At 55.4% G+C, this 12,946-nt stretch carries 12 protein-coding genes and 1 tRNA gene; 8 read left to right on the top strand and 5 right to left on the bottom strand.

All coding sequences use genetic code 11. From position 1 onward, the window contains the following. The first annotated feature begins 20 nt into the window (after positions 1–20). Positions 21–824, top strand: a complete 804-nt coding sequence (locus G523_RS0103075; protein WP_022693557.1) for an SDR family NAD(P)-dependent oxidoreductase — start codon at positions 21–23, stop codon at positions 822–824. Next, a complete protein-coding gene (locus G523_RS17705; protein WP_022693556.1) occupies positions 821–1,294 on the top strand; it encodes a GNAT family N-acetyltransferase in 474 nt (157 codons plus the stop codon). The genes G523_RS0103075 and G523_RS17705 overlap by 4 nt, the downstream gene beginning before the upstream one ends. Here the strand turns inward: G523_RS17705 and G523_RS17700 are convergent. Then, the gene (locus G523_RS17700) at positions 1,291–2,721 is read right to left on the bottom strand and encodes a sensor histidine kinase (protein WP_022693555.1); all 1,431 of its coding nucleotides are present in this window, start codon (positions 2,719–2,721) and stop codon (positions 1,291–1,293) included. The genes G523_RS17705 and G523_RS17700 overlap by 4 nt on opposite strands. 90 nt (positions 2,722–2,811) lie before the next feature. Beyond that, positions 2,812–5,604 carry a DNA polymerase I gene (gene polA, locus G523_RS0103060; RefSeq protein ID WP_027441406.1) on the bottom strand — a complete coding sequence of 931 codons (2,793 nt, stop codon included), beginning with the start codon at positions 5,602–5,604 and terminating at the stop codon, positions 2,812–2,814. A gap of 106 nt (positions 5,605–5,710) precedes the next feature. On the opposite strand from polA, the gene G523_RS0103055 reads away from it, so the two are divergent. Together G523_RS0103055 and G523_RS0103050 are read left to right on the top strand one after the other, a co-directional pair. Beyond that, a complete protein-coding gene (locus G523_RS0103055) occupies positions 5,711–6,040 on the top strand; it encodes a hypothetical protein (RefSeq protein ID WP_022693553.1) in 330 nt (109 codons plus the stop codon). Between the two features lie 138 nt (positions 6,041–6,178). Beyond that, on the top strand, positions 6,179–6,589 hold the full coding sequence (locus G523_RS0103050; protein ID WP_027441405.1) for a hypothetical protein: 411 nt from the start codon (positions 6,179–6,181) through the stop codon (positions 6,587–6,589). Here the strand turns inward: G523_RS0103050 and G523_RS0103045 are convergent. Both G523_RS0103045 and G523_RS0103040 read right to left on the bottom strand, forming a co-directional pair. Next, complete coding sequence (locus tag G523_RS0103045) at positions 6,586–8,043, bottom strand: SLC13 family permease (protein WP_022693551.1); 1,458 nt, start codon at positions 8,041–8,043, stop codon at positions 6,586–6,588. The genes G523_RS0103050 and G523_RS0103045 overlap by 4 nt on opposite strands. Before the next feature lie 23 nt (positions 8,044–8,066). After that, positions 8,067–8,264 carry a zinc-finger domain-containing protein gene (locus G523_RS0103040; RefSeq protein ID WP_022693550.1) on the bottom strand — a complete coding sequence of 66 codons (198 nt, stop codon included), beginning with the start codon at positions 8,262–8,264 and terminating at the stop codon, positions 8,067–8,069. A gap of 89 nt (positions 8,265–8,353) precedes the next feature. Between G523_RS0103040 and G523_RS0103035 the strand changes: the two genes are divergently transcribed. After that, positions 8,354–9,316, top strand: a complete 963-nt coding sequence (locus G523_RS0103035; protein ID WP_022693549.1) for an ABC transporter ATP-binding protein — start codon at positions 8,354–8,356, stop codon at positions 9,314–9,316. 9 nt (positions 9,317–9,325) lie between these two features. On the opposite strand, the gene G523_RS0103030 is transcribed toward G523_RS0103035, so the two are convergent. Next, positions 9,326–10,258 (bottom strand): TraB/GumN family protein, encoded by a 933-nt coding sequence (locus tag G523_RS0103030; RefSeq protein WP_162141020.1) that lies wholly within the window; start codon positions 10,256–10,258, stop codon positions 9,326–9,328. A 64-nt stretch (positions 10,259–10,322) separates the two neighbouring features. Here G523_RS0103030 and G523_RS0103025 point away from each other — a divergent pair. The 3 genes from G523_RS0103025 to G523_RS0103010 all read left to right on the top strand — a co-directional run bounded on the left by G523_RS0103025 (position 10,323) and on the right by G523_RS0103010 (position 12,946). Continuing rightward, positions 10,323–10,399, top strand: a tRNA-Arg gene (locus G523_RS0103025). 284 nt (positions 10,400–10,683) lie between these two features. Next, entirely contained in the window at positions 10,684–11,931 is a 1,248-nt protein-coding gene (locus G523_RS0103015) for a thiamine pyrophosphate-dependent enzyme (protein WP_022693547.1), read from the top strand. A 1-nt stretch (position 11,932) separates the two neighbouring features. Next, entirely contained in the window at positions 11,933–12,946 is a 1,014-nt protein-coding gene (locus G523_RS0103010; protein ID WP_022693546.1) for an alpha-ketoacid dehydrogenase subunit beta, read from the top strand.

The raw sequence follows: 12,946 nt of genomic DNA, 5'->3' as shown, positions 1-12,946 counted from the left end.
TGGCAGGGGGGACGAGGGGCTTGCGTAAACTTGTATTGATTACAGGTGCTTCGGCGGGCATTGGCCATGCATTTGCGGAACACTATGCAGCACAAGGCTTTGACGTGGCTCTTGTTGCGCGTCGGAGTGACCGTCTCGCTGAGATTTCCGCGGATTTGAAATCCCGGTTTGATATCGAGACTTTGATCGTTGTGAGCGATCTGTCTGCTCCGGATGCGCCCCAGCGAATTCTCGAAGACCTGTCAAGCGCGGGACGACATGTTGATGTTCTCATCAATAACGCCGGCTTCGGCTTGCCGGGTGTATTCGCCGAAACCCACTGGGAAGATCAGCGCGATTTTATCCAGCTTATGTTCACCGCGCCATTGGAGTTATGCCATCGCTTACTGCCTGGCATGATCGAGCGCGGATATGGCCGGATTATCAATGTCGCGTCATTGGTGAGCTTTCTGCCGGGCGGCGTGGGGCACACGTTGTATGGGCCGGTGAAGTCCGGTTTGATGCGGTTCTCAGAGTCTCTGAACGCTGAAACCGAGGGGACCGGTGTTCATGTGACGGCATTGTGCCCAGGTCTGACATTCAGCGAGTTTCATGACGTAAATGGTCAGCGAGCGCGGGTGTCTAAAACACCCGGCTTAATGTGGCAGACAGCGGACCGCGTCGTTGAGCTCGGTGCGCGCGCGGTTGAGAAAAACCGTCCTGTGATTGTGACCGGCTTCGTAAACAAGTGCCTGGCGGTACTCGGGCAGGTGCTTCCTGGCGGCATTGCCCGAAGCCTGATGAAGGCGCAGTCGGCAGACAGTAAAAGGGAGGCTGGTGCATGAACGATGCGGTGCACTTCCGTATACTGATTAACGAACGTGCGAATACTATATTGCCTCTGCCTGAAGGGATGCAGTTTGCGCCCTTCAATCCGTCCCGTCATGCGAGGGCGGGCCGAGAGCTTCTTAATGTGTCCTTCCGCGATGGTGGCGGCGAAGTTCTTGCCTTCGAAGAATGGTGGGACATGCTGATCGAAGATGATGAGTATGACCCTGAGCTTTGTTTTGTGATCGAAATGACTGAAACGGGTGAAGTCGTTGCCTTCGCCCAATGCTGGGTGACCGGCTTTGTAAAGGATCTGGCCGTTCATCCCGAGCACCGCAGGCTGGGGATTGGCCGGTGCCTGATGGCGCGCATTTTCCACGAATTCGAACGACGCAAAATTCCGAAAGTTGATCTGCGTGCGCGAAAGGATAATCCGAACGGCGCTTTGCAGTTTTACAAACGCCTCGGCATGTACATCGTGCTCTAGTCTTGATCCTCATCATAGGTGAGGTCGAGCCCGCGAGCAGGTGATCCGACCAGCTCCCAGTAGAGGCCCTCTGGTCGATAATCGAGCGTCACCTCTCCCGAAAAGGCGCTCCGGCACATCTGGTTTATCACTGTTGAGCCAAAGCCTTTATGGCCAGGCTCGGTCACGAGCGGGCCGCCCTCTTCACGCCAGCTGATGCGAAGCCGAGGCGCGTCTTCGCCGTCGCGATGTTCCAGCGACCAGTTCACATACACCTTGCCTTCATCTGTAGACAGAGCGCCGTATTTGGAGGCGTTTGTCGACAACTCGTGTAGCGCCATGCCGAGGTTCTGGGCGCAATGCGAATTGATACGGATCTCCTCGCCCTCAGCAAAAATCTGGATGTCTTTTAGATCAGCCAGATGGCCGAGCTGCGAATTGAGCAGGTCATCGATGGTCATGCCCCGCCAGCCCATATTGGTCAGAAGGTCCTGACTGGCTGCGAGGGCTTGCAGTCGCTGCTCGAATTTGCGGATGAATTCGGGATGTTCTTTCTTGCCGGTCTGGCGGGCAATGCCCTGAATGAGTGCGAGCATGTTCTTAGAACGGTGATTGACCTCACGCATCAGGAAGCGAATTTGCTCCTGACGTTCGCGCTCGTCTGTGATGTCGGTGTTGGTGCCAAACCAACGGACTATATTGCCGTCGGTGTCGTAGATCGGCTTGGCGCGTGACAGGAACCAGCGGTATTCGCCGTCCTTACTGCGAAGTGGAAACGTATCTTCCCAGTCTTCTCCGGTATCCCAACTATGCTGAATTTTTTCGACTACGCGGTCGACATGATCTGGGTGGTGAACCGATTTCCAGCCCCAGCCTTCCATGTCTTCCAGCGTCGTGCCGGTATAGTCAAACCAGCGTTTATTATACCAGAAAATATGGCCGGTATTGTCGGCAACCCAGCAGAATTGAGAGATATTGTCTGCCAGCATCCGGAAGCGAAATTCGCTTTCTTCGATACGGCGTCGGTTTTCAATCTCTTTTGAAAGGTCGCGGGCAATGGTGGATGCGCCGACTACCTTTCCATGTTCATCCAGAATTGGTGACACATAGACCGAGATCGCGACGGATTTTCCGTTCTTGTGGATGCGCTCTGTCTCGAAATGCTCGACGGGATTGCCTGCGCTGATAGAGGCGACGATTTCGTCTTCCTCTTTTTGAAGATGCTCAGGGATAATTTTCCGAATAGACTCATCCAGCATTTCATCTTCGGTATAGCCAAGCATGCGCTCCGCCGCAGGATTCCAGCTGGTTATGGAACCGTCCAGTTTTTTGGAGATAATCGCGTCATTTGAAGACCGGATAATAGCTGCCAGCCAGGCATTGTGTGCACCGGCTGTCAGGAAACTGAACAGGCCGTCTGCTCCGGGGAAGCGAAATTTCTGATCCATAAAACAACCACGCGGTACTCGGCTGAGACACCTTGTGATGCAGCCCGTGGGGCGGGAACGCACCGCGCACTCATTGGTTCCAAAAAAAATTTAGTGTGCTGCAGCCCAGTTGCCAGCAGCCCGTGCTTCGACCTCAAGCGGGACAGACAATTGAAGTGATGGGAATGTCGCGTTCTCCATCACTTTCACGGCTGTCTGAATCAGCTCCTCAGCCTCCGCTTTCGGACATTCAAATAGAAGTTCGTCATGCACCTGCAGCAGCATCCGGCCTTTGAGGCCTGCTTTTTCGAGAGCGGATGGCATAGCGATCATAGCGCGCTTGATAATGTCAGCGGCTGAACCCTGAATTGGCGCATTGATCGCCTGACGCTCGGCAAAGCCACGCTGCGCTGGGTTTTTGGCATTGATGCCCTGCACCCAGCATTTGCGACCGTAAACCGTCTGGACGAAGTTATTGTCTTTTGCGAATTCCTTCGTCGCATCCATGTATTTGCGGATACCGGGAAACTTCTCGAAATAGGCTTTGATATAGTCGCGTGCCTCACCCTGCGGGATGCCTAACTGGTTAGATAATCCGTATGCGGAAATGCCGTAAATGATGCCGAAATTGATTGCCTTCGCCTGACGGCGAACCATCGGATCCATGCCCTCAATCGGCACATCGAACATCTCGCTTGCAGTCATGGCGTGAATATCGAGGCCATCGCGGAAGGCTGTTTTCAGCGCGTCGATATCGGCGATATGCGCAAGCAGGCGCAGTTCGATCTGCGAGTAGTCAGCGGCGACGAGAACATTGCCCTCTTCAGGAATGAAGGCTTCACGAATTTTACGGCCTTCTTCAGTTCGGATTGGGATGTTCTGAAGGTTCGGGTCTGTAGAAGACAGGCGCCCGGTTTGCGCAACCGCAAGAGAGAATGACGTATGAACGCGGCCAGTCTTCGGGTTGATCGCCTGCTGCAGGGCGTCGGCATAGGTGCTCTTGAGCTTAGAGAGCGTGCGCCATTTTAGCAGGGTTGTCGGCAGTTCGTGGCCGGCAGCAGCCAGTTCTTCCAGCTTATCTGCATCAGTAGACCAGCCGCCAGACTTTGTTTTCTTGCCGCCCGGCAGGCCCATTTCGTCAAACAGGATTTCACCAAGCTGCTTCGGAGAGCCGAGATTGAACTCACGGCCTGCAGTCTCATGCGCTTCAGCTTCAAGGCCAGCCATGCGCTGGGAAAAATCAGACGACATGCGCGAAAGCGCATCCCGGTCGACTTTGACGCCTTCAAGCTCCATGCGGGAGATGACGGCAGGGAGCGGGCGCTCAATGCGCTGATAAACGCGCGTGACCTGACGCTGAGTGATCAGTGGTCGGAATATCTGCCAGAGACGCAGTGTAACGTCCGCGTCCTCAGCTGCATAAGGCGTCGCTTTATCCAGCGGCACCTGATCGAAGCTGATCTGCTTTTTGCCTGTGCCGCAAACATCTTTGAAGGTGATCGGCGTATGGCCGAGGAAACGCTCTGAAAGTTCGTCCATGCCGTGCCCGTGCATGCCGGCATGCAGTACGAATGACTGGAGCATTGTATCGTCATACGGGGCAACGGTGACGCCGTAGCGGCTCAGGACTGCCAGATCATATTTGAAGTTCTGACCGACTTTGAGGATTTCAGGCGCCTCAAGCAATGGCTTCAACAGCTCAATCGCGCGCTCAAGATTGAGCTGTTCCGGACGCTCCGTATCGCCAAAATCAAGCTGACCTTCAGGCACATTCACATGGGCAACAGGGATGTAGCAGGCCTCATTCGGGCCGGTTGCGAGTGAAATACCGACGAGATTGGCGGAGACGGCGTTCAATGCATCTGTTTCTGTGTCGACTGCGATAACGCCTGCTTTGAAGGCTTTCTCTATCCAGCCCTGAAGCGCCTCTTCAGTGATGACCGTGTCATAGTTTGAGGTATCGATACCTTCGCGTTCAGCCGCCGGCTCGATCTCGCCGTCGGCTTCGAATTGCTCCTTTACGCGGCGTGTGATGGTGCGAAATTCCATCGTCTCGAGAAAGTCGATGAGCGTTTTCGGGTCGGGATCGTTGACCTTTAGCGCTTCAACCGGAGTTTCGACCGGCACATCTGTTTTCAGCGTGACGAGATCTCTGGAGATTTTGATTTTCTCGGCATGGTCGATCAGCGTCTGACGGCGTTTTGGTTGTTTGATTTCCTCGGCGCGCTCGAGCAGGGTCAGCACGTCCCCATACTCGTTGATGAGCTGCGCGGCTGTTTTGACGCCAATGCCGGGGGCACCTGGAACATTATCGACGCTATCACCAGCGAGCGACTGCACGTCGATCACCTTGTCCGGCGTGACGCCGAACTTATCCATCACTTCTTCAAAACTGATGCGCTTGTTTTTCATCGTGTCGAGGAGAGAGACCTTGTCGGAGACGAGCTGCATCAAGTCTTTGTCTGACGAGACGATTGTTACGCGCGCGCCAGCCGCTTCAGCCTGTTTGGCGTAAGTCGCGATCAGATCGTCCGCTTCATAACCTTCCATCTCGATTGCTGGTGTGCCGAAGGCGCGAGCGGCATCGCGCATCAACGGGAACTGCGGCACGAGATCTTCTGGTGCGGGCGGGCGTTGGGCTTTGTAGTCCGGGTACATGTCGTTCCGGAATGTGTAGCTGCCCTTATCAAAAACGCATGCAAAATGGGTTGGTCGCTCATCACCTTTCAGGTCTTCCAGAAGCTTCCACAGCATATTGCAAAAGCCTTGGATAGCACCAACCGGCAGGCCGTCTGACGGGCGGGTTAGGGGCGGCAGAGCGTGGAAGGCCCGGAAGATGTAACCGGACGCATCGATCAGATAGAGATGGCTGTCTTCGGTAATAGGAGCAGAGTTGTCGGTCATGCAGAGTGATTCCTTCGAGCGCCCACAATTAACGACAATTGCGCCAAGGTCCATTCCGGCCTCCGGCTGAATTTGCCGCTTGTCGATTTTTTTCTGAAGCCGCGAATTGGACGCGGTGGATTTTACCGGCCTTAACCTTGCGCTGCTATCGCTGATGCCCATGCGCCAACTCAACCGAAATGAAATGCTAAGAGGGTGGTCTGCCAGCGGGCAGGACCTGCGGGCGCAGCTTTGGCCGGAGCCTGAAAAACCTAAGCCGGCTGAGATCAAGCAAAAGAAGAAATGGTTCGGCCATCATATCTGGGGTGCACTGGCATACATCTTTGTCGCCTTGTTTGCAGGGGCGTCGTCGGTGGCCGGTGGCCTTGTCTCGACCAAGCAGATTGAAAACATCTATTCCTATGTTGGCGATAAGCTGGAAGATGTGCTGGGGTGAGGTCTGATCGATTGGGCCCTCATGCTTAACCTTCCGGAAATCTGCGTTCACAGATTTTAACGATTTCGGAAACTCGCGCGCAAACTCTCTGACAGATAGTTTTATCCTTCGTTCGCTTCACATTTCGGGTGTGATGATATGCTCTCGCGTGCAGAAACACGGTTTCAGGATTGGATGATCAGCTTCTTGCTGTTGGTCTGGTTTGGATATGTCGCGCTTGAATTTGTGGCCTCGCGTTCAGCGCCGCCAAACTCTCCGGAATCTATCATGTTCTCCATGATGCCGCATTGGGCATCTTCGGGGCAGGCGCTCGGCGTCTGGACAGGCTTTGCGGGAGCGGTGCTGTTAATTCTCGGTAGCCGTATGGCACTTCTCGGCTTTGTGGCGTCACTCGTCGGTAGCAGTGCTTATGCTTACTACGCGGCATGCTTGCGCAGAACGCCTGAAATCGGATTCGACGAACTCTCGCTATTGCTTGGTGCGCTGATCATTTGCTTGTTTGCAATGATGTACTCGAACGCCTTGGCCGTGCGCCGCGTACTCCGTTAAAGCGCGAGCGGTGCCAGATAAGTGCCGATCAGCGCGATGATGATTACCGCACCGATATTTATCCAGAAACCGGCCCGTATCATGTCTTTTACATGCATATGACCGGACGCATAGACGATGGCGTTCGGCGCTGTCGCCACCGGCAACATGAAGGCGCAACTCGCTGCCACGGCTGCTGGGCCAAGCAGGCTTTCGGGCGCAATCCCAACGCCCACAGCGAAGGCACCAAGAATCGGCGCAAGCGTTGTCATGGTCGCGACATTGCTTGTCAGCTCGGTCAGATAGACCACAAGTGCCACAACGACGAACACAACGGCGAGGGCAGGCGCGCCCTCAAGCACGGTGAGCAGATTACCCAGCCACTCTGAAAGCCCTGTCCGGCTGACCGCCTGCCCGAGAGAAATGCCGCCCCCGAAGAGCAGAATGACGCCCCAGGGCAGCTGAACGGCTTCATCCCATGTCAGCAGCGTGCGTTTTTCGCCGCCACCTGCGGGCATGAGGAACATCATGACAGCGCCGAAGGCAGCAATGCCCATATCGCTAAGGCCAGAAATCCAGCCAAGTCCCGGAATGGGCGCCAGATATTCCTGCATCGGCACGCGCAGTACCCAGAGTGTCGCGACAATACCGAACACAATTGCGACCCGCGCTTCGGGCGCTGTTACACTGCCCAGAGCATCAAGGTGCTTTTTGACTTCGGCTTGCCCGTCATTGGCAGTCGAACCCAGCGCTCGTTTTGGCAGGCCGCGGGTCACGACATACCAGGCGAGCGGGATGAGTAGCAGCATGGCTGGCACGCCAAACATCATCCACTGGAAATAGCCGATATCTTCGCCGGTATTGGTGCGCAGCCAGTCAATCGCGATCAGGTTTGTGGGCGTGCCAATCGGTGTCGCGACGCCGCCAATGCTTGCGGAATAGCAAATGCCGAGCAGGACCGCCTTCGCAAAATGGCCTTCCTCGTCGCCAGTTTCTGCGGCGACAGAAATGGCGATCGGCACCATCATAATGGTCGTGGCTGTATTGGAAATCCACGCGGAGATCAGCGCGGTCGCGATCATGAAGCCCGCAATGATGAACCGTCGTCGGCTGCCAGCGCGAGACACAATGTTCAGGGCGATGCGCGTGTGCAAATTCCAGCGTTCAATGCCCATGGCGACAACGAAGCCGCCAAGCAGAAGAAGAACAATTGTGCTGGAATAGCCAGCCGCGGCCTGTCCGGCGGTGCCGGCTCCGATAATGGGAATGACAACGAGGGGGAGGAGCGAGGTCGCAGGGATTGGGATGGCCTCGGTGGACCACCAGACGGCCATCCATACCAGAAGGGCACCCACGCGCAGACCTTCAACCGACAGGCCGTCAGGCGGTGGTATCAAGCCGATGAGCAGCGCCAGGACAGGGCCGAGAATCAGCCCTATTGTTTGCGCTTTACTGCGACCTTGAGTTTCCTCCAAATTGTCCCCCCGACAGATTGGCTTTACGCGTTAGGATCGTGCTCCGACCCTTTCAGAATAAACAGGCGGTCGCAATAGCGGCAGGTCACATAGTCCTCGTCGCCCATTTCGTACCAGACCTTCGGGTGACCGAGTGCGCCACCACCGCCATCGCATGACACTTTATGGTCCTCGACGATCAGGACTTCCGGCGCTGACTTTAGTTCTGCTTCACTCACCATAATTTTAGCCCCTGTGGCGTTTGTGAAATGGATATTGCACACTAGGTATGTTGAGCGCGCTCACTACGTCAATCTTGAAAGAAGCTCTAATGACTTCAGTTTCCTCAAAACCTGAATACGCAATTGAAGCTATAGGCCTTGAAAAGACCTATCGGGCTTCCGGTAAACTGCCTGCCAAGCGGGCTCTGAACGGGATTGATCTGAAAATTCGCACAGGCTCGATTTTTGGTTTGCTCGGTCCGAATGGCGCTGGAAAGTCGACATTTATCAATATTCTATCCGGTCTTGTGACAAAGTCTGGCGGCACGGCCCGTATCTGGGGACATGACATCGACACAGACGGACGCGCCGCGCGGTCGTCCATCGGTGTTGTGCCGCAGGAAATCAATATGGACCCGTTCTTCACGCCGTTTGAGTCTGTGGAGCTGCAATCGGGTTTTTACGGGGTGCCGAAATCAGAGCGCCGCACGGACGAGATTCTGGCGGCCGTAGGGCTTGCTGACAAACGCGACGCTTATGTGCGTCAGCTGTCCGGCGGCATGAAGCGCCGTCTCATGGTCGCAAAGGCGCTCGTTCATGCGCCGCCAGTACTTATTCTCGATGAGCCGACTGCGGGCGTGGACGTAGAGCTGCGTCGCTCACTGTGGGAATATGTGCTCGAGCTCAACAAGGCCGGTACAACAATCATCCTCACCACGCACTATCTGGAAGAGGCGCAAGAGCTCTGCGACGAGATTGGCATTATCAATAATGGCGAAGTCATCGCATGTGAGCCAACGGCTCAGCTTCTCAAGCGTCTGGATCATAAAACACTGGTTATCGAACCAGTTGAAGCGTTCACCGTCATTCCGGAGGCGCTGAAGGATTACGAGTGCAAGCTGCGCCCTGATGGCACGCTGGCAATCACCTTCCGCTCCAGCGAGACCGGCTTTGGCCGTGTCATGGAAACTGTGCGCGCTGCGGGCATCTCAATTGCGGATCTCGCGACAGAAGAGCCGGATCTCGAAGATGTGTTCGTCTCAATGACAAGCAGCGCAAACGCAGCGGCTTAATGGTTTTCCTTAGAATTGTTCGGCCTCCCAGCCGAGCTCTTCCATCATCAGAATAACACTTTCCGGGCCAGCCAGATGGCCCGCGCCGACAACGACCAGAATACGGCCGGGCTGTTCGTCCATAAGCGTATCAAGCGTCTCTGCCCACTGCGTGTTGCGCCGCGTAATCATGATCTCGTACACGCCGGGCTGTTCTTCACTCATTTCGCGAAACGAACCGCGATAAAGCCCATCCGGATTGCCCTTCATCCAGGCGCGCAGCATGTTCTCGCCCACCGGTGTGCTAAGCTCTTCATCGGAGAGCCCGTCCATCAACATGTCGATCTGCTCCTCGGTCGTCAGCTCTGAAAACGATTCAGCGACAACCAGAGCATCCTCGAGAGACCTTACATCGCGGTCCAGAGATAGCTGGCGTTCCATCCACGCCTCAACGCCATCTTCTGCTGCTGCGCCCTGCATATCCATGACAGCAAAGCTGATCATAAGGGATGCGAACCACGGCTTTTGGCCCCGAAAGCTTTCCAGATCGAGACCGACGTCAGCGAGAACTTCTGCGAGACGTTCAAGCTGCTCTGTGTTCAGCACATCATGAAGGGACTCGCCTGGCCCCGCGATCCCCATACGAAAAAAGGCCAGAAAGTCGTCGCTGGAATCGCGTGTCGTGGTTTCGAAGAAAATGATGTCAGCGGTGTTCATCACTTCGATGAATTCATCGCGTCGCCAGTCGAGTTGCGGTGGTAGCGCATGGACCGAGCCAAACAGATACAGCTCTGTGTCTTGGTCTTCGATCATCCACATTGCGGGGCCGCTCATTTCAAAACGGGTATCGCCGAGAACTTCGGCAGGCGCGGCCTGCGCAGGTGAGAAAGATAGTGAGACCGCAAGCGCAGCAACGCAGGCTGAAACGGCGTTTATAATTTCTCTAAAAGTCCAGCTGGTCACTTGCGTTTTACCTTCTTCCGCCATAATCAGGGCCGGTTATATCAGCGCATCATGGCTGATTTTAGCACCCATAGCTCAGCTGGATAGAGCGCTGCCCTCCGAAGGCAGAGGTCAGAGGTTCGAATCCTCTTGGGTGCGCCATTTCCTCGCTCATTGCATTCCGTCACGACAGGCTGGATTTTTGTTCCCGCCGTTTCGTTTTCCATGTCTGATTTTGGCAAAACCTTCCGCGCGCTAAGCGCTATGCGCAATTTCTTCTCTTATTATTCCGAATAAGCAGAACGTGTATTCCATTGATAAATTGATTGGTGTATAAATATTCCACAAAGCTTGCCTCGGGCGAACGGTCATGCCTCGTGTTTCGGATGAAGCGCAATTTCTGACCTTTCTGGCCCCGAAAAATAATAAGGCATGCCGGAGGAAAAATGACAGATACAGGACGTTCTTATCTCCACGTCCCTGAACCAAGCTTCAGGCCGGGCGATAAGCCAACATTTGATGAAATGATTATCCCACAGGCTGGCGCCGTGCGCCGTCCGCCTGTGGATGTTCACCCCGATGATATTCAGGACCTCGCCCGCACCATCATTCGCGTGATGTCCAGCGATAATGAAGCTGTTGGCGAATGGGCCGCGTCGCTTACCGACGAAGAGGCGCTTGAGGGCCTTAAAGACATGATGCGCCTGCGCACTATGGATGCGCGTCTCTTACGTGCGCAGCGTCAGGGTAAAACTTCATTCTATATGCAGGCGCTTGGCGAGGAAGCTGTCGCATGTGCGTTCCAGAAAGCGCTGGAACCTGGCGATATGAACTTCCCGACCTACCGCCAGCAGGGCCTGCTCATCACGTCCGGTTATCCGATGACTAGCATGATGAACCAGATATTCTCCAACTCTCAAGACCCCATGAAAGGCCGCCAGCTGGGCAATCTTTATTCCTCCAAAGAGCATGGCTTTTTCTCCATCTCCGGTAATCTCGCGACCCAGTTCGTGCAGGCTGTGGGCTGGGCTATGGCGTCCGCGATTGAGGGTAATGACCGCGTTGGCGTGGGCTGGATCGGCGATGGTTCGACGGCGGAAGGTGATTTCCACGCAGGGCTCGTCTTTGCGTCTACATACCAGCCGCCATGCGTGCTCAACATCGTGAATAACCAGTGGGCGATCTCGACCTATCAGGGCATTGCGCGCGGCAACGCGGCGACATTTGCCTCTAAAGGCCTCGCCTTCGGTCTTCCGTCCCTGCGTGTCGATGGCAATGACTATCTGGCGGTGCATGCAGTCGCTAAATGGGCGATCGAGCGCGCACGTAAGCGCCTCGGTCCGACCCTGATTGAATATGTGACTTACCGTGAAGGGGCGCACTCGACATCAGATGATCCGTCCGCTTATCGCCCAAAAGACGAAGCTGATGGCTGGCCGTTGGGAGACCCGATCGAGCGCCTGAAAGGCTATCTGATTGCTAAGGGTGTCTGGAGTGAAGACCGCCACGCGCAAATGGCGTCCCAGATCGAGGACGAAGTTGCAGCGGCGCAGCGCGAGTCCGAGGCGATTGGTACGCTGCTCGAAGGCGACAAGCCAGGACCGCGGGACATGTTCGAAGATGTGTATGAGGAGATGCCGCCTCATTTACGTGAGCAGTTCGCCCAGTCTCTCAAAGAAGCAGGAGAAGGCTGATATGGCTAAGAAAACCATGATCGAAGCCATTCGTGATGCCCACCACATCGCGATGGAAGCTGACGAAAAGGTCGTCGTGTTTGGCGAGGATGTTGGCTATTTCGGCGGTGTGTTCCGCTGTACGGCCGGTCTGCAGGAAAAGTTCGGCAAAGCCCGCTGTTTCGATGCGCCGATCTGCGAGGGCGGTATTGTTGGCGCGGCAATCGGTATGGCGGCCTATGGCCTGCGTCCGTGCATTGAAATTCAGTTCGCAGACTATGCCTATCCGGCCTATGATCAGATCGTATCTGAGGCTGCGCGTCTGCGTCATCGCTCGGGTGGCCAGTTCACTGCGCCGATGGTGATCCGCATGCCAACGGGCGGCGGTATTTTTGGCGGTCAGACGCACTCTCAAAGCCCTGAAGCTTTGTTTGCGCATGTCTCCGGCCTGAAGACGGTCATCCCGTCTACGCCATATGACGCGAAGGGTCTTCTACTTGCCTCTATCGAGGATAATGACCCGGTCATCTTCCTCGAGCCGAAGCGCCTTTATAACGGTCCGTTCGATGGCGAACACGATAAAAGCATCGTGCCATGGTCCAAACATGACGACGCCGAAGTGCCGGACGGGCATTATACCGTGCCGCTCGGCAAGGCGAAGATCGTGCGTGAAGGTAAGGATGTTACCATTCTCGCTTACGGCACTATGGTGCATGTCGCCAAGAAGACCGCAGAAGATCAGGGCATTGATGCCGAAGTGATCGACCTGCGTACGCTTGTGCCGCTCGATACCGAGACGATAGCGCAATCGGTTCAGAAAACCGGTCGCTGCGTTGTTGTTCATGAGGCTACACGCACATGCGGATATGGCGCAGAACTTGTCTCTATTGTGAATGAGCTGTGCTTCTGGGCGCTGGAAGCTCCAGTGGAGCGCGTTACCGGCTGGGATACCCCGTATCCGCACTCTCAGGAGTGGGATTATTTCCCGGGCCCGAAGCGTCTTGGCGCAGCGCTGAACCAGATCATGGAGGCCTGA

This window comes from Ponticaulis koreensis DSM 19734 (genome assembly GCF_000420665.1).
GTDB lineage: Bacteria > Pseudomonadota > Alphaproteobacteria > Caulobacterales > Hyphomonadaceae > Ponticaulis > Ponticaulis koreensis.
The sequence above is the reverse complement of the archived record's forward strand: the minus strand, read 5'-3'. Positions and strand labels throughout refer to the sequence as shown.

Coding starts and splice junctions, on each gene's coding strand:
- G523_RS17705 (WP_022693556.1), top strand. CDS start 821: ATGAACGATGCGGTGCACTTCCGTATACTGATTAACGAACGTGCGAAT.
- G523_RS17700 (WP_022693555.1), bottom strand. CDS start 2,721: ATGGATCAGAAATTTCGCTTCCCCGGAGCAGACGGCCTGTTCAGTTTC.
- polA (WP_027441406.1), bottom strand. CDS start 5,604: ATGACCGACAACTCTGCTCCTATTACCGAAGACAGCCATCTCTATCTG.
- G523_RS0103050 (WP_027441405.1), top strand. CDS start 6,179: ATGCTCTCGCGTGCAGAAACACGGTTTCAGGATTGGATGATCAGCTTC.
- G523_RS0103040 (WP_022693550.1), bottom strand. CDS start 8,264: ATGGTGAGTGAAGCAGAACTAAAGTCAGCGCCGGAAGTCCTGATCGTC.
- G523_RS0103035 (WP_022693549.1), top strand. CDS start 8,354: ATGACTTCAGTTTCCTCAAAACCTGAATACGCAATTGAAGCTATAGGC.
- G523_RS0103015 (WP_022693547.1), top strand. CDS start 10,684: ATGACAGATACAGGACGTTCTTATCTCCACGTCCCTGAACCAAGCTTC.
- G523_RS0103010 (WP_022693546.1), top strand. CDS start 11,933: ATGGCTAAGAAAACCATGATCGAAGCCATTCGTGATGCCCACCACATC.